Annotated in this window: 13 protein-coding genes; 7 read left to right on the top strand and 6 right to left on the bottom strand. The window is 74.3% G+C overall.

Annotated features, from left to right (window positions below; translation table 11 throughout):
• Window positions 1-91: 91 nt before the first annotated feature.
• The gene (locus tag DEJ43_RS36360) at window positions 92-505 is read right to left on the bottom strand and encodes a roadblock/LC7 domain-containing protein (RefSeq protein WP_015038454.1); all 414 of its coding nucleotides are present in this window, start codon (window positions 503-505) and stop codon (window positions 92-94) included.
• A gap of 164 nt (window positions 506-669) precedes the next feature.
• On the opposite strand from DEJ43_RS36360, the gene DEJ43_RS36355 reads away from it, so the two are divergent.
• On the top strand, window positions 670-1,095 hold the full coding sequence (locus tag DEJ43_RS36355; RefSeq protein ID WP_015038453.1) for a PPOX class F420-dependent oxidoreductase: 426 nt from the start codon (window positions 670-672) through the stop codon (window positions 1,093-1,095).
• A 15-nt stretch (window positions 1,096-1,110) separates the two neighbouring features.
• Here DEJ43_RS36355 and DEJ43_RS36350 read toward each other — a convergent pair whose 3' ends face one another.
• The 5 genes from DEJ43_RS36350 to DEJ43_RS36330 form a co-directional block, all read right to left on the bottom strand.
• Window positions 1,111-1,728 carry a GTP-binding protein gene (locus tag DEJ43_RS36350; RefSeq protein WP_015038452.1) on the bottom strand — a complete coding sequence of 206 codons (618 nt, stop codon included), beginning with the start codon at window positions 1,726-1,728 and terminating at the stop codon, window positions 1,111-1,113.
• The gene (locus DEJ43_RS36345; RefSeq protein ID WP_015038451.1) at window positions 1,709-2,125 is read right to left on the bottom strand and encodes a DUF742 domain-containing protein; all 417 of its coding nucleotides are present in this window, start codon (window positions 2,123-2,125) and stop codon (window positions 1,709-1,711) included. Before DEJ43_RS36345 ends, DEJ43_RS36350 begins: the two co-directional genes overlap by 20 nt.
• A 14-nt stretch (window positions 2,126-2,139) precedes the next feature.
• Window positions 2,140-2,574: a roadblock/LC7 domain-containing protein gene (locus DEJ43_RS36340; RefSeq protein WP_015038450.1), complete on the bottom strand. Its 435-nt coding sequence runs from the start codon at window positions 2,572-2,574 to the stop codon at window positions 2,140-2,142.
• Window positions 2,571-5,837: a sensor histidine kinase gene (locus DEJ43_RS38475; RefSeq protein WP_015038449.1), complete on the bottom strand. Its 3,267-nt coding sequence runs from the start codon at window positions 5,835-5,837 to the stop codon at window positions 2,571-2,573. Before DEJ43_RS38475 ends, DEJ43_RS36340 begins: the two co-directional genes overlap by 4 nt.
• Window positions 5,838-5,955: 118 nt before the next feature.
• Window positions 5,956-6,789, bottom strand: coding sequence for an MHYT domain-containing protein (locus tag DEJ43_RS36330; protein WP_015038448.1), 834 nt, complete (start codon window positions 6,787-6,789; stop codon window positions 5,956-5,958).
• Between the two features lie 151 nt (window positions 6,790-6,940).
• On the opposite strand from DEJ43_RS36330, the gene DEJ43_RS36325 reads away from it, so the two are divergent.
• The 6 genes from DEJ43_RS36325 (at window position 6,941) to DEJ43_RS36300 (ending at window position 15,315) form a co-directional block, all read left to right on the top strand.
• The gene (locus DEJ43_RS36325; protein ID WP_041663291.1) at window positions 6,941-7,549 is read left to right on the top strand and encodes a class I SAM-dependent methyltransferase; all 609 of its coding nucleotides are present in this window, start codon (window positions 6,941-6,943) and stop codon (window positions 7,547-7,549) included.
• Between the two features lie 386 nt (window positions 7,550-7,935).
• Entirely contained in the window at window positions 7,936-10,113 is a 2,178-nt protein-coding gene (locus tag DEJ43_RS36320) for an InlB B-repeat-containing protein (RefSeq protein WP_015038446.1), read from the top strand.
• Between the two features lie 83 nt (window positions 10,114-10,196).
• Window positions 10,197-12,131: a bifunctional serine/threonine-protein kinase/glutamate ABC transporter substrate-binding protein gene (locus DEJ43_RS36315; RefSeq protein WP_167537170.1), complete on the top strand. Its 1,935-nt coding sequence runs from the start codon at window positions 10,197-10,199 to the stop codon at window positions 12,129-12,131.
• A 144-nt stretch (window positions 12,132-12,275) separates the two neighbouring features.
• Window positions 12,276-12,611 (top strand): hypothetical protein, encoded by a 336-nt coding sequence (locus tag DEJ43_RS36310; RefSeq protein ID WP_015038444.1) that lies wholly within the window; start codon window positions 12,276-12,278, stop codon window positions 12,609-12,611.
• Window positions 12,612-12,794: 183 nt separating this feature from the next.
• Window positions 12,795-13,727 carry a hypothetical protein gene (locus DEJ43_RS36305; RefSeq protein WP_015038443.1) on the top strand — a complete coding sequence of 311 codons (933 nt, stop codon included), beginning with the start codon at window positions 12,795-12,797 and terminating at the stop codon, window positions 13,725-13,727.
• A 166-nt stretch (window positions 13,728-13,893) separates the two neighbouring features.
• Window positions 13,894-15,315: a tannase/feruloyl esterase family alpha/beta hydrolase gene (locus DEJ43_RS36300; protein ID WP_041663289.1), complete on the top strand. Its 1,422-nt coding sequence runs from the start codon at window positions 13,894-13,896 to the stop codon at window positions 15,313-15,315.
• Window positions 15,316-15,337 lie beyond the last annotated feature (22 nt).

Genomic DNA, 15,337 nt, shown 5'->3' with positions numbered 1-15,337 from the left:
TAACGCAGAGTGACGACTCTCGCACGGTCTGTGGACAACGCCTTGTGGACAACTACCCGCCGCCCCCGCGGGGCGGCGAGTCAGCCACGGGTCAGAACACCCCGCCGTCCGGCCGGCCGGGCTGCCGCGCCGCCACACCGAGGTGCTCGCCGACCCGGTTCACCAGCAGTGTCATCTCGTACGCCACCTGGCCGACGTCCGCCTCCGCCGCGCTCAGGACGCACAGGCAGCTGCCCTCGCCCGCCGCCGTCACGAACAGCAGCGCCTCGTCGAACTCCACCATTGTCTGCCGCGCCCTGCCCGCCCGGAAGTGCCGGCCTGAGCCCCGCGCGAGGCTGTGCAGACCCGAGGAGACGGCCGCCAGGTGTTCGGCGTCCTCACGGGCGAGTCCGCTGCTCGCGCCCGTGACCAGTCCGTCGTTCGACAGCACGAGCGCGTGCCGTATGAAGCCGACCCGCTGCGTCAGGTCGTCGAGAAGCCAGTCCAGTCCTTTGTCCAACGCCATCAGTGGTCCTCCCCCTGGGTGGTGCGTCCCCCGTGGCCGGGACTCCCGTGGTCCCCGTACCCGTCGTGGTCCGCCGTGGTCCGCCGTATCGCCGCAAGCCTTACGCACTGTCGTGAGCAGGGCAAGCACTGCACCACGCCCGCGCGTGCCGCAGGATGGGGGACATGACGAAGATGACCGAGGAAGAGTGGCGGGCGTTCGTGTCCGCCGGGACCCGTACCGGCAAGCTGGCGACCGTGCGCGACGACGGCAGCCCGCACGTCGCGCCGATCTGGTTCCTGCTCGACGGCGACGAGTTCGTGTTCAACACGGGCAAGGACACCGTCAAGGGCCGCAATCTCGCCCGCGACGGTCGCGTCTCCCTGTGCGTCGACGACGACACCCCGCCGTTCGCCTTCGTCTCGCTCAGCGGTCGCGCCGAACTCATCGAGGATCTCGAGGAGTTGCGCCTGTGGGCCGGCCGCATCGGCGCCCGGTACATGGGTGAGGACCGCGCGGACGAGTTCGGGGAGCGCAACGGGGTTCCGGGCGAACTCCTCGTCCGGGTACGCATCGAGAAGGTCGTCGCCCAGGCCGGCGTGGCCGACTGAGGCCCGCGCGGCGGCTCAGCCGACCGTGTCGAGCAGCCGGGCGGTGTGCATCCGCCCGGCGTACTCGACCAGCCGGATCAGCACTTCCTTCCCCGAGTCGCGGTCGCGGGCGTCGCAGAGCACCACGGGCGTGCCCCGGTCCAGGTCGAGCGCGCGGGACACGTCGGCCGCCCCGTACGTGCGCGCGCCGGTGAAGCAGTTCACGGCGACCACGAAGGGGATCTTCCGGTGCTCGAAGTAGTCGACCGCCGGGAAGCAGTCCTCGAGCCGCCGCGTGTCGGCGAGGACGACGGCGCCCAGGGCGCCCTGGGACAGCTCGTCCCACAGGAACCAGAACCGGTCCTGCCCGGGCGTCCCGAAGAGGTAGAGGGAGAGCCCCGAGCGGATCGTGATGCGGCCGAAGTCCATGGCGACGGTCGTGGTGGTCTTCTGGTCGACTCCCCCGGTGTCGTCGACCGACTCGCCGGCGCGGCTCAGCTGTTCCTCGGTGCGCAGCGGCCGGATCTCGCTGACCGCGCCGACCAGGGTTGTCTTGCCCACGCCGAATCCGCCGGCGACCAGGATCTTCAGGGCGAGGGCGGTGGTGTCCGCGCCGTCCTCCGCGCCGGTGCTCTCAGAGCGCTCGTAGGCCATCGATTACTTCCCTCAGGATTCTTTCGTCAGGGAGCTGTGCGGGCGGGACGGGCCGGCTGACGCGTACGAAGCCGGATTCGAGGAGGTCGCCGAGCAGGACGCGGACGACGCCGACGGGCAGGTCGGCGTCGGCGGAGAGTTCGGCCACCGACTGGGTCTCGGCCCGGCAGAGGGCGAGCAGGGCCCGGTGCTCGGGGCCGAGCAGGGACTCCTCGGCCGGTCCGGGCGGGTCGTCGTCCACGACGACGAGGGCGATGAGGTCGAACCGGACGTTGCTGGGCCCCGGTTTCGTCCGTCCGCCGGTCATCGCGTACGGGCGGACGAGCGGTCCGGCGTCGGCGTCGTACCACTGGCTGCCGGGCACGGTCGGGCCGCCGCCGGTACGGTGCTCGTTCATGGGCCTTCTCCGGGTCAGCCGGCGGCGGGCGGGGTGACCGTGAGCCGTGGCGGGGTGTGCAGGTGCTCGCCGACGCGCTTGACGAGGCGGGCCATCTCGTAGGCGATGAGGCCGATGTCGGCGCTCACGGCGCTGAGTACGGCGAGGCAGGATCCGTCGCCCGCCGCGGCGACGAAGAGGAAGCCGTCGTCCATCTCGACCATGGTCTGGCGGACGCCGCCGGTGTGGAACTGGCGTCCCGCTCCCTTGGCGAGGCTGTTGAAGCCGGAGGCGATGGCGGCCAGGTGCTCGGCGTCCTCGCGGCTGAGCCCGCTGGAGGCCCCGACGGCGAGCCCGTCGTTGGAGAGCACCACCGTGTGGCGGACCTCCCTGACCCGCATGACGAGGTCGTCGAGGAGCCAGTCGAGCTCGCCGGAGCGGTGGTGGGTGACCCTCTCGTGGTCGATCATGCGTCGTCTCCTTCGGAGCGGGGGGCGTCGGGTCGTGTGGTGCCGTGGCCGAGGTCATGGCCGGTGCCGAGGGGCCGCCTGCTGCCGGGGGCGGGGCCGCCGCCCCGCTGCCAGCCGTCCCGGTAGGCCGCCATCCGGTCCCGTACGACCTCCGGGGTACGGGCGTCCGCGCCCGGCACCGGTGGAGCCGCGAACGGAGCCGGGGTGGGAGCCTCGCGCAGCTGCGGGACGAGGCTTGCCTGCCGTACGCGACGGGGCAGTTCGCTCCCGGCGGCGTCGTGCCCCGCCGGGACGACGGGCGGCTGGTCCGTCGTCGTCGACGGTGGCGGTACGACGGGCCCGCGGCGGCGCAGTTCGGTGACCCGGGCGGACGGCGGAGCCGGCTTGCCGGTTGCCGAGTCCGGGGGTGCCGACTCACGGGTCGCCCCGTCGCGGGTCGCCGAGCCCCGGGTCGCCGATTCCGGGCGTGCCGACTGCGGCGGCGCCGGCTCCGGGGTTGCCGCGAGCGCGGGCACGACCGTCGGCCGGGGCAAGGGCTGGGGACGTGCGGACGGCCTGGCCGCCTGCGGGGGAACCGGCGGCCGCGTGCCGCCCTCCTCCTGGGGCAGGGACCGGGGGCGCGCGCCGCTCGACGGCTCCGTGGCGGTCCGGTGGGGTGCCGGGAAGGGGCGCCCGCCGGGGCCGCCGCCGGTGAGGGCCGTGGGGCCGGCCTGCGCCGGGGGGCGGGGCACCGGCGGATTTCCGAAGCGGCGGGCTTCGGCGCGCTGCGCCTCGTCGCGCTCGCGTGCCGCACGGGCCGCGTCCTTGCGCGGGTCGGATCCGTGACGGCCGGCGGTGGGTCCACCGCCGCCGAACTCGGCGGTGCCGGGCCGGTCGTCGTCCGTCGTACCGCCGCCCGGCCCCTGATGGCCCGTCGCGTGCCGGCCCGTGGAGCCGAGTCCCATAACCCCATGCCCCGTGGAGCCGTGTCCTGTGGGCCCGTGTCCCGTGGAGCCGTGTCCCGTGGAGACGTGCTCCGTCGTGCGGTCGTCGGCCGGTCGGCCGTCGGCTCCCGGCGCGCCTCCCCCCACGGCCCGCACCCGGGGATCGCGCACCTGCGGGACGCCGGCGTGGGGTGTGTCGGGGCCGTGGCCGCTCGCCGACGCCCCGCGGCCCGGGGGCAGCGCGCCCTGGAGCAGGTCGGTCGGCAGCAGGACGACGGCGGTCGTGCCGCCGTACGGCGAGGTCCGCAGGTGGACCTTGATTTCGTGCCGGGACGAGAGGCGGCTGACCACGAACAGACCGAGGCGGTCGCTGTCGAAGAGGTCGAGCGCCTCCGACTGGGCGATGCGGGCGTTGGCCTCGGCGAGCGTCTCCTTGCCCATGCCGAGCCCCCGGTCCTCGATCTCCAGGGCGTAGCCGTTGCCGACGGGTTCACCGCTGACCCGCACCTTGGTGTGGGGCGGGGAGAACTGGGCGGCGTTCTCGATGAGCTCGGCGAGGAGGTGGGTGAGGTCGGCGACGGCGCCGCCGACGACGGCCGTCTCGGGGAGGCGGCGCACCTCCACGCGCGCGTAGTCCTCGATTTCGGAGACGGCGGCGCGGACGACGTTGGTGAGGGGGACGGGCATCCGCCAGGCGCGGCCGGGCGCGGCGCCGGAGAGGATGATGAGGCTCTCGGCGTGGCGGCGCATCCGGGTGGTGAGGTGGTCGAGCCGGAAGAGGTCGCCGAGTTCGTTGGGGTCGTCGGCGCGCCGCTCCATGCTGTCCAGGAGATTGAGCTGGCGGTGGACGAGGACCTGGCTACGGCGGGCGAGGTTCACGAAGACCCCGGAGATGCCGCTGGCGAGCTCGGCGCGTTCGACGGCGGCGGAGAGCGCCGCGCGGTGGACGGTGGTGAGGGCCTCGCCGACCTGGCCGATCTCGTCCTGGGAGACGGGTCCCGGCGGCGCCTCGGCCTGGACGTCGATCTCCTCGCCGGCCCGCAACCGGCGCATGGCGGCGGGGAGTTTGCCGCGTGCGATGCCGAGGGCGGTGTTCCGGAGGCTGACGAGCTCGACGACGAGCCCGCGGCCGATGCGCACGGAGATGACGAGGGAGGCGGCGACGGCCGCGAGGCCGAGGACGACCGCCGCGCCGCCCGCGCTGAGCACTCCGCCGGCGAAGGGGTCCGACCGGTCGGCCGCGGAGGTGCGGGCCCCGGTCTCGATGGCGCCGAGAGCGCTCCGTACGGCGGCGAGGGTGCCGTCCCAGTCCGCGGAGGTGACCGCCTGGGCGGCGGGGCGGCCGGGGCTCGCGGCGCGGAGCCGGTCCTCGGCCCGGGTGAGCCTGGTGTGGTCCTCGCCCTCGACGAGCCGCGCCCACGCGGCCCGCTGGGCGGCGGGCAGGTCGGCGGCGGCGGCGGTGAGCGTGCGCCGGGTCTCGACGGCGCCGGAGAAGGCGCGGAGCCGGTCGGCGGTGAACTGGCCGGTCAGGTGGGCGGCGCCGAGGAGGGCGTCCTCGCGGGCCAGCATCTCTCCGGCCCGCTCGAATTCCAGGAGTACGCGCGCGTCCGACCCCTGTTGGGCGTCCTGGATGCCGGTGAGGGCGCCTCCGACGGCGAAGGCGGCGGAGATCGCGGCGGTGTACTCCTCGTACACCTGGTCCCCGTCGGCGCGGCCCGCGGTGGCGGCGGTACGGAGCTTGGCGAGGCCCTCGACCTTGCCGACGAACGCGCTCACCCGCTCGCCGACGTCGCCGGGCAGGTCCCCGGCGTCACCGACGGTGTGCGTGTCGCTCAGGCGGAGCCGGTCGACGGCCTCGTCGGTGCGGCGCACCCGGTCCTTGAGTTCGGCGGCGCGGGCGGCGCCGGGGGCCGCGACCTGGCGTACGGCGGCGCGCCGTTCGGCCTGGAGGGCGGCGAGCGCGGCCGTCACGGGTTCGCGGATCTCGGCGTCGACGCGCTGGAGCTGGCGGAGCCTGGCGACGTCCTGGGCGGTGGTGACGGTGGCGAATCCCCACAGGGCGAGCAGCGAGACGACCGGCACCATGAGGAGGGAGACGATCTTGGCGCGTACGGTACGGGGCCGTAGGCCGTACCGCACGGGGCGAAGCGAGCGTGGCTCGCCGCGCTGGGACGCGGACGGCGTGGCGTCGGCGGCCGTGTGTCCGGAGTGCGGGGAGGGCTCGGGGGTGGGCTCCCCCGGTTCGTCGGCGGGCGGCCCGGCGTGCGCGCGGCGGCCGCGCGCGGCCGCCGACGGCGGCGCCGACGCCTCGGCGCCCTTGGTCCTGCGGGGAGTTCGCATGGCCTCCTCGTTCCGGCTGCGACTGGCTCTGGTGCGGTGGATCCTGCGAGTGGGGTGGAGACGGGGCGGAACAGGGAGGGGATGAGGTGGGGACAGGGAGGGGATGGGGCGGGGACGGTCAGTTGAGGGGCGTGCGGGCGGTCCGGGCGGTGTGGAATCCGGGCGGCGCGACGTCCACGGCGCGCTCGTCCGGTTCGGTCAGGCGGCCGGCGGAGGCGTACGCGGCCCGTTCCCTGGCCGTCGGGGAGAGGGCCACGAAGGCGGAGGTGATGAAGAGGTACGAGCCGAGGCCGACGGCCAGCGGGAAGATGAACTGCATGACCGTGGCTCCGGGGAGGGTCGCGGAGGAGGGGACCACGTCCACCCGAACGGCGAACATGCCCGTGTAGTGCATGCTGCTGACGGCCGCCCCCATGACCAGCGAGGCGACGGCCACGGCGGCCGGTGAGTGGATGTTGAGCGCCGCCCACAGGGCCGCCGTGGCGGCGACGACGGCGATGAGCACCGAGAGTCCGACGAGCAAGGGGTCGAAGCTGACCTCGCCGTGGAGCCGGAGGGCGGCCATGCCCAGGTAGTGCATGCTCGCCACGCCGACGCCCGTGGTGAGCCCGCCGATCAGCAGCGAGCGGACCCGGTCGCGTCCGTAGCCGACGGCGAAGACGCCGACACCGACGACCGCCATGGCGACGACGAGACTGAGGATGGTGAGCGGAACGTCGTAGCGGATGTCGCTGCCCGTCACGCCGAAGCCGAGCATGGCCACGAAGTGCATCGTCCAGATGCCGGTGCCGATCGCGGAGGCCGCCGTGAGCAGCCAGTTGCGCCGTGAGCGGCCGGTGGCGTCGAGCGCGCGCACGGTGCAGCGGAGCCCGAGGGCGGCGCCGACGCAGGCCATCGCGTACGACAGTGCAGGTGTCAGCCAGCCGAAGGTGGCGTGGTCCAGGTGTCCCATGGCTCCCGGACGCTAGTGCGCGTCAGGGGGCGCACAAGGGGCGCATTTCGAAAGCTGATGGAATATGACAGAGAGATGATCCCGAACGATCACGCCGGGCTCGAACGTGCACACAGAACGTTCACACCTTCGAGTACGGAATCATGAGCGCATGAGCGATGACCCCACACACGTCCGAGAGTTCTTCGGCGCCCGCGCCGCCGACTGGGACAGCAGGTTCCCCGATGACGGTCCCGCGTACGCGGCCGCGGTGGACGAGCTCGACCTGCGCCCGGGCGACGCGGTGCTCGACGCCGGGTGCGGCACCGGGCGGGCCCTCCCGCCGCTCCGCGCCGCCGTCGGCCCCACCGGGACCGTACTCGGCGCGGACCTCACCCCCGAGATGCTCGAACAGGCCGTCGGCGCCGGGCGCGGCAGCGCGGAGGGCATCGCGACCCTGCTGCTCGCCGACGTCGGACGCCTGCCGGTGCGCGACGGCGCACTCGACGCCGTCTTCGGGGCCGGGCTCATCTCGCACCTCGCGGAGCCCGTCGCCGGCCTGCGGGAACTCGCCCGCGCCGTACGGCCCGGCGGCCGGCTCGCGCTCTTCCACCCGATCGGCCGCGCCGCTCTCGCGGCCCGCCATGGCCGGCAGATCACCCCGGACGACCTGCGCGCCGAGCCCCAGCTGCGGCCGGTCCTGGCCGAGGCCGGCTGGCGGCTCGTCCGGTACGTCGACGAGGACGCCCGCTTCCTGGCGATGGCCGTACGGGAGGACTGAGACGGGCGACGACGGGTCGCCGGGCGGCGGTAGGGACGGGTCGCGACAGGCCGTGGGGGCGGGTCGCGGCACGGCCGTACGGACGGGTCGCCGTACGGCCGCACGGACGGGTCGCGACACGGCCGTAGGGCAGGGTCGTTGCACGGCCGTACGGAGGAAGCGGCGCCGGGCCACGCGGAGCACAGGGCCAGCTGGCCTCGCGCACGGCCGCTCGAAGCACCCGGCGCACGCGGCGCACACAGCGCACGGACCCGGCGCACGGCCGTGCGGAGCACAGCTCGGGAGGACACTCCGGCATCGAGGGTGACTCCGCCGACCGCCAGGTGATCACGGCCTCGCCGCGAGGAAGTCTCCTTCTCGTTCCCGCAGAGAACCAGGAGGAAGACATGGCCCGCTACAGATGGACCGGCGGTGTGGCCCTCGGAGCGGTGGTGCTGGGAGTCACCACGGTCACCGGCTTCGCCCCCGCCAGGGACGTGGGCGCGGCCGGGCCGCCCCGGGCCGCGGCGCACGAACGGAACGTCAGGGCGGCCGTCGCCGCGGGGGCCTTCAGCCCCGACGGCGGAGGGCGGACGCCCGGGAGGACCAGCGCGAACGGACGCACCTACGAGAGTGCGCGCGCCGGAGACGTGGGGGCGGCCCAGGACGAGGACAGCGCGGAGGACTTCGGCGCGGAGTACGTCCGGGGCCGGGTCGCCCGGGTCCTGCCCGCGGCCCTCGCTCCCGTGTGCGGCACCGCCCACGGCCGAGAAGTAACGTTTCCCCTGTTCGACGACCTGACCGTGCAGGCCGTCGAGGAGTCCCGGTCCACCGTCGGATCAAGACTCGTCTGGCACGGCACGGTCGCCGGCACCGTCGACCAGAACGTCGTCCTCACCCTCGAAGGCGGCTGCGACAAGACGCCAGGCAACGAGATCCTCTCCGCCCAGTTCCTGCTCGGCGGCGACCTGTACGCGGTCGAGCCCCTCGCCCCCGGACGGGTGACGATCGCTCAGCTCTCCCCCCTCACCGACGAGGACGAGCAGCCCGTCGGCGCCCCGCCGAACGCCGCACTCGCCGCCGAGGCGGCCCGCAGGGCCGCCGGACCGCTCGCACCCTCCCGGGCCGCCGCGCCGACTTGCAAGGGAGGCAAGGGGTACGCCCTCGTCGACGCCCTCGTCGGCTACACCCCCGGCGCCCGCACGGAGGCGGGCGGCGACAGCCAGATCAAGGCGGCCGCGGCCCAGGGCATCGCCCTCGCCAACGATGCCTTCGCCACCAGCGGCACCAAGGTCCGGCTGCGTCTGGTCGGCACCTCTCTGGTGGACGTCCCGTCGGCCCAGGACGCGGTGACCAACTCCCTGCTCGGCGCGATCGCAGCCCCCGGCGACGGCGTGGCCGACAACGTCCCGAAGCTGCGCGACCAGTACGGAGCCGACGTCGTCTCCGTCATCGCCGCGGGCCGGAAGGCGGGCGGCCTCGGCTACACCCCGCAGGACCCCGGCCCCTCGACCGCCGCCTGGGGCTACAGCGTGGTCGGGCGGAGTGCCATCGCGCGCTACTCCATGGGCCACGAGATCGGCCACAACCTCAGCGCGGACCACGACCGGGTCACCCAGCCGGTGCAGCCCGAGAACGGGGCCACCGGCTACTTCCCGCCCAAGGGCGACTGGTCGTCGGTGATGGCGTACGAGTCGAGCTGCCGCAAGGCGACCAAGGGGGCGTGCACCCGGATCAACCGTTTCAGCAACCCCCGCCAGAAGTACCGGGGCGAGACCATCGGCGTCCCGCTCGGCAAGCCGGACCAGTCCGACACCTCCGACGTGCTGAGCGGGACCGGCGCCGCCGTGGCCGCCTACCGGGCGGCGAAGTCCTCCGACGCGATGTGCGCGGTGACCTCCTCCGTCTCGCCCAAGAGTGGCGGCACGGTCGAGGCCGCGACCCCGGGGCCGTACCCGCAGGGGACGATCACGACCCACCACGCGGTCGCGGCCAAGGGGTACGTGTTCAGCGGCTGGAAGCTCGACGGCAAGGCCGCCAAGGGCGGCGCGACCGGCTTCCGCGTGCCGTCGGGCGACCACACGCTGGTGGCCGAGTTCAAGAAGGGCGCCACACCGACCTCGAAGGTCACCACGAAGACCATCGGCAGCGGCACGGTGAAGAAGGCCCCCGCCAAGCGCGCCGAACTCGAAGGTGCCGACCTGCTCTACGAGGCCACGCCGGCCCCCGGCTGGGATTTCGCGGGCTGGCGGCTCGACGGGTCGAGCGCCGGGGACGACGACACCGTCGCCCTCGACGTGGGCGCCGACGACATGGAACTCACCGCACTCTTCGAACAGAAGAGGCACGCCCTGACGGTGGAGTGCGAGGGCGGCCACGGTTCGGTCTCGCTGTCGCAGGACGGCCCGTACTCCGACGGCGACACCGTCGTCGCCACGGCCGTGCCCGACCCCGGGTTCGTCTTCGTCGACTGGCGGCTCGACGGAGAGCCGTACGGCGGCGACGAGGAGCACGGCCTGGGCGAGACGGCGATCACCTTCGACGAGAAGGGGCACACCTTGACGGCCGTCTTCGCCCGGGCGTAGGCGACTCCCCCGCCCCGGCCTCCCGGGTGTGACAGAGTCGGGCGGGGGCGTGGGTCGGGGTGAGGGGGCGGCGCGTGACACGGGTGGTCGACGGTCGTTTCGAGCTGGTGGCGCGGCTCGGCGGAGGCGGCATGGGAACCGTGTGGCGAGCACGGGACCTGGCACTCCACCGCGAGGTGGCGCTCAAGGAGGTCCGACCGCCCGATCCCCGCCTGGCCGAGTACGACCCCGAGTCCGCCCGCGAGCTCCGCATCCGGGTGCTGCGCGAGGCCAGGGCGCTCGCCCGCGTGGCGCACCCCCGGGTCGTGACCATCCATCACATCGTGGACGGCGGTGAAGGCACGTACCCCTGGCTGGTGATGGAGCTGGTCGCCGGCGGCTCGCTCCAGGACCGGCTCGACCGGGGCGTCCTCGCCCCGGGCGCGGCGGCCGCGCTGGGCCGCGGAATCCTGGCGGGGCTGCGGGCCGCCCACGCGGCGGGGATCCAGCACCGGGACATCAAGCCCCCGAACGTGCTGCTGCGGCACGACGGACAGCCCGTCCTCACCGACTTCGGCATCGCGGCGATCCAGGGGGCCACCGCCCTCACCGCCGCCGGTTCCATCATCGGCACGCCCGACTACATGGCGCCCGAGCGGGTCGGCGGCGAGGAGGGCGGACCCGCCGCCGACCTGTGGTCGCTGGCGATGACGCTGTACGTCGCCGTGGAGGGCCACAACCCGATGCGACGGGCCAACACGCTGGCGACGCTCGCGGCCGTGCTCGGCGAGGACGTGCCACCGCCGCGCGACGCCGGACCGCTCACGCGGGTTCTGACGGCCGTACTGGTACGGGACCCGGCGGCACGCCCCGACGCCGAGACGCTGGACCGGATGCTCGCCGAAGCCGAGGCGGAGGCGGAGGCGGAGACCACGGCCGTGGCCGAGGCGAAGGCCGTGGCCGCAGCCCAGACGGAGACCGTGGCCGTGGCCGAGGCGGAGACCGTGGCCGAGTGCGAGGCGGGTTCCGCGGTCGAGGCGCAGGCCCCGGCGCCGGCTCCCGTGCGGATGCCGACGGTGCCCGGCGCGGACCCGTTGCCGGGCCCTGAGCCCGTCGCGGCTCCGGCTCCGTTCGTGGCCGTCCGGAAGCGCCGGGGTGCGATGTACGCCGGGGTGGCCGGCGCTGCCGTCGTGCTGAGCGGTGTACTCCTCTGGAACCTGCTTCCGCTCGACGGCGGGAAGGGCGACGGGGGCGACGCCCGCGGCGCGGGGCAGCCCAGCACCCGGGGTTCCTCCCCTGCCGCACCGTCGGCGGACCCGTCCGGCGGCGGCGCCGGGATCACCATCGGGATCAAGTTCGACGCGCCCGGCCTCGGCCAGACGAACCTCGACGGGTCGCACTCGGGCTTCGACGTGGACGTGGCGACCCATGTCGCGCGGGCCCTCGGACACGCACCCGCCGACATCACCTGGAGGGAGGTGCGCGGGATCACCCCGGAAGCCCTGCTCACCGGGGGTGAGGTCGACCTCGTCGTGGCCACGTTCACGATCAACGCCACCCGGAAGGAGAAGGTCGATTTCGTCGGCCCCTACTTCGTCGCCCATCAGGACGTCCTCCTCCCGACGGGCGACACATCGGTCAGAACCCCGACGGACCTCAACGACAAGACGATCTGCTCGGCCATCAATTCCTCCTCCGCCCTCGTGATCGAGAGGGTCGCCCCGCGGGCCTTGGTCGCGGGACGCTTCGGCCACGAGCAATGCGTCATCGACCTGGCCCAGGGCTCCGCCGACGCCGTCTCCACCGACGACGCCCTGCTCGCCGGCTTCGCGGCGCAGCCCAAGTTCAAGGGCCGGTTCAAGCTCGCGGGCTTCCGCCTCACCGACGAGCCGTACGGCATCGGCCTCCCGAAAGGCAGCCCGCTGCGGGCCGAGGTCCGCAAGGCGCTCGAGGCGATGATCGCCGACGGCTCCTGGAAGAAGGCCGTCGAGAAGAACCTTCCGCTGCTGCGGACGGCCACGCCCCCCGTCCCGGAGTGAGTGATCCACGGACGGGCAGGAACGTCCGTGACCGCCCACCGGCCGACGCACCTCAACGCACCTTTCAACGCACCCTTCTTTCCCGGCACTTCACTGACTACCGTGGACATGCCGGGCAGTCGTGCCCGGGGAAGGCGGTGGGCCGTGGCACGGTTACCCGAAAGACTCCGCAAACTCCTTCCCTCCGCCCGGCGGGCGCCCGAATCCGCCCCGCCGGTCACACAGCGCCCCCGGCAGGGGCACAACCTCTTCGAGGCGGCGGCGGAGTACGTGGCGGCGTGCGCCGAGGACGACCCGGCGCGGGCGGAGGAGGCGGCGAGCCGCGTCTCCCCCGGGATGCTGTCGTTCGGGGTGAACGAACTGGCCTGCCGGGCCCTGCTGACCCTGGCCCGCGAGCGCGACGAGTCGCCGCGCGCCGTGGCCCGCTCGCTGCTCGGCCTGCGGGAGGTCCCGGCGAGGGCCCCGTCGGACGACGCATAGCCGGCCGCCTAGCCGGACGCGCGGGCAACGGGCCGCCGGACGCGTGGGCCGGAGCTCGTGGGCCGGGGGCGCGGGGCGTCGGCGCTCGCGCCGTCACGGCGATGCAGGTCACGGCGTCTGGCTATGGACAGGTCTCCCTACTCACTGGTTAAGGTGCGCCGACAACCAGATGGGGAGGCATGCGTGGCTGGGACGGACCCGATCGCCGAGGCCGAGGCCGTCGGCGATGCCGACGCGCTGTTCGTGCTGACCGCGGCACTGCTGACGCCCGCGCGGTTCCCGAGCGTGCTCGGTGACGACTATCCGGCGGCCTGCGCGGCGCTCGGGCTCGAACCGTACGAGGAGGGGTACGGGCTCGTGTTCGGCCAGGACGGGCTCGGGGCGCGCTGGACGGTCGTCGTCGACGACGTGTCGCTCGTCGCGGTCGCCATCTCCTCCTGGGACTGCGGCATGGCCTATGACCTCTCCCCCGACGAGAACTCCGTGGTGGCCGGGCTGCCGGGCTGGCCGCTCGCCGTGGCGACCCGCGCCCCCGGCGTACCGGAACCGCACGATCCGGAGCCGGAGGAAGGTGATCCCGCCCCGCTGGTCGCCCCGTCCGGTGACGCCTGGGGGCCCGCGCAGCGGCGCCTCGGCGCCGACGAGGTGGCCCTTCGGTGGGCCGCCTGGCGTGCCCAGGTGGGCGACGGCGACGCGGCGGCCGGGGGCACCGGAGACGCGGCCGGACCGGAGGCCGGACAGGAGGCCGACCCCGCTCCTGCCCCGTCCGCTCACTCCCCTCAGTCCCCTCAGTCCCCTCAGTCCCCTCAGTCCGCAGCGCCCTCGCCCGGCCCCGCCCGTGACCCGTACATCGGGGTCCGTGAGGCGCTGGAGCAACTCCGTGGGTACGTCGAGGAGCCGCCGCCGGTCGGGCGGGTGCGCTCCGTCGCGGGTGCGGAGGGGGGCACGCGGACGCTGCGTGCGGATGGTCCCGGCTGGTCGCTCGTGGCCCGGGCGGACGACATGGCGTTCGTCCTCCTCGACGAGTTTCCGGGCGAGGTGCTGCCGGTCTCCCCGGGCCCGCACCTGCCCGCACTCCTCAAGGCGCTCGACGCGATGGCCGTGCGCCCCTCCTGAACCCCTCCGGCTTGCTCCGAGCGACGCCGGGTGCCGGGCGCCGGGCATCCCGCCCCCACACGGCGAGGCCGGCCGGGGTGTGGTCCGGGCCCATGGCCCGGTGGCGTGGGTGCGCCGCAGGATGTGGCGGCCGTACCCCTTCCCGCCGCCCCCTCGGAGGCCCCTCATGCGCCTGTTCCCCGGCGTCTCCCTGATCGCCGCGCTCCTCGCCGGCGTCACCGTCCTCGCGCCCGCCGGCCCCGCCGGGGCGAGTCCCGGCGGGGCCGGTCCCTCCCGGTCGAGCCCGTCCGTGGCGGAGACGCGCGCCGACGCGCACTGTGCGCGGCAGGATCGGCTCCGGGTCCCCGGAGCGGAGCTCCAGCGGTCCGCCTGTCTGGCCGATCTGACGACCACCGGCCTCGCCGGTACGCCGTACACCGACATGGCGGACCAGGCCGGGCTGGCCGCCCGGGACACCCGTAACCCCTCGGGGGTGCCCGGGGTCCAGATCGACGGCTACTTCCCCGACGACTCGCGCCTCAACGCCACGCACGGCTGGGCACACGACGCGCAGTTCGTCATCCGACTGCCCGACCGCTGGAACGGCGGGCTCGTCGTCACCGGCGCGCCCGGCACCCGGCGCCAGTACGCCACGGACGCGCTCATCTCCGACCAGGTGCTGGCCCGGGGCTTCGCGTACGCCGCCACCGACAAGGGCAACACGGGGCCGGACTTCTTCACCGACGGCCGGGGGCCGGGCGACGCGGTCGCCGAGTGGAACCGCCGGGTGACCGAGCTGACGCGGGCGGCCAAGAAGGCCGTACGGCAGCGGTACGGGCGGGCCCCGGAGCGCACGTACATGACGGGCATCTCCAACGGCGGCTATCTGACGCGCTGGCAACTGGAGAACCGGCCCGAGCTGTACGACGGCGGGGTCGACTGGGAGGGCGTCCTGTGGACCGCGCGGGGTCCGAACCTCCTGACCAGCCTGCCCGTGACGGTGGCCAGGTCCTTCGGGCGGGCCACCGACGACGACCTGATCGGGGCGGGCTTCGCGCCCGGGTCGCGCTTCCTGTGGCCGTACCACGAGAAGGCGTACTGGGGGCTGACGCAGAAGATCTTCCGGGCCGAGTTCGACCCCTCGTACGATCCCGCCTGCCCGGGCTCCACCGCCGGCGGGACGCTGGAGCAGATCCTCGCGCCCTGCGCATCGGACGCCTCGTACGACTACGCGTCCCGGCCCGCATCCGTCCACCGGGCGGTGGCGAGGGTCGCGCTCACCGGCCGGATCGGGAAGCCGCTCATCACGCTCCACGGTGACCTGGACACCCTGCTGCCCATCGCCACCGATTCGGACGTGTACGCCCGGATGATCGACGGAAGGGGGCGGGGCGGGCTGCACCGGTACTACACGGTGCGGGGCGGGACGCACACCGACGGGCTGTACGACACGTATCTGGAGCGGCTGCGCCCGATCCTGCCGTGCTACCGCTCGGCGTTCGACGCGCTGACCCGGTGGGTCGAGGACGGGGCCACGCCACCGGCGGACCGCACGATCGCACGGCCCGCCGTCGGTGACGTGGTCAACTCCTGCACGCTGGACGGGTGAGGCCTCGCGCCGCCCGAGCGGT

Source organism: Streptomyces venezuelae ATCC 10712 (assembly GCF_008639165.1).
Lineage (GTDB): Bacteria > Actinomycetota > Actinomycetes > Streptomycetales > Streptomycetaceae > Streptomyces > Streptomyces venezuelae.
The sequence above is the reverse complement of the archived record's forward strand: the minus strand, read 5'-3'. Positions and strand labels throughout refer to the sequence as shown.

Excerpts from the sequence above, each read along its gene's own strand:
- DEJ43_RS36300 (WP_041663289.1), top strand. The coding sequence starts at position 13,894 with ATGCGCCTGTTCCCCGGCGTCTCCCTGATCGCCGCGCTCCTCGCCGGC.
- DEJ43_RS36345 (WP_015038451.1), bottom strand. The coding sequence starts at position 2,125 with ATGAACGAGCACCGTACCGGCGGCGGCCCGACCGTGCCCGGCAGCCAG.
- DEJ43_RS36320 (WP_015038446.1), top strand. The coding sequence starts at position 7,936 with ATGGCCCGCTACAGATGGACCGGCGGTGTGGCCCTCGGAGCGGTGGTG.
- DEJ43_RS36360 (WP_015038454.1), bottom strand. The coding sequence starts at position 505 with ATGGCGTTGGACAAAGGACTGGACTGGCTTCTCGACGACCTGACGCAG.
- DEJ43_RS36325 (WP_041663291.1), top strand. The coding sequence starts at position 6,941 with ATGAGCGATGACCCCACACACGTCCGAGAGTTCTTCGGCGCCCGCGCC.
- DEJ43_RS38475 (WP_015038449.1), bottom strand. The coding sequence starts at position 5,837 with ATGCGAACTCCCCGCAGGACCAAGGGCGCCGAGGCGTCGGCGCCGCCG.
- DEJ43_RS36340 (WP_015038450.1), bottom strand. The coding sequence starts at position 2,574 with ATGATCGACCACGAGAGGGTCACCCACCACCGCTCCGGCGAGCTCGAC.
- DEJ43_RS36330 (WP_015038448.1), bottom strand. The coding sequence starts at position 6,789 with ATGGGACACCTGGACCACGCCACCTTCGGCTGGCTGACACCTGCACTG.
- DEJ43_RS36350 (WP_015038452.1), bottom strand. The coding sequence starts at position 1,728 with ATGGCCTACGAGCGCTCTGAGAGCACCGGCGCGGAGGACGGCGCGGAC.
- DEJ43_RS36355 (WP_015038453.1), top strand. The coding sequence starts at position 670 with ATGACGAAGATGACCGAGGAAGAGTGGCGGGCGTTCGTGTCCGCCGGG.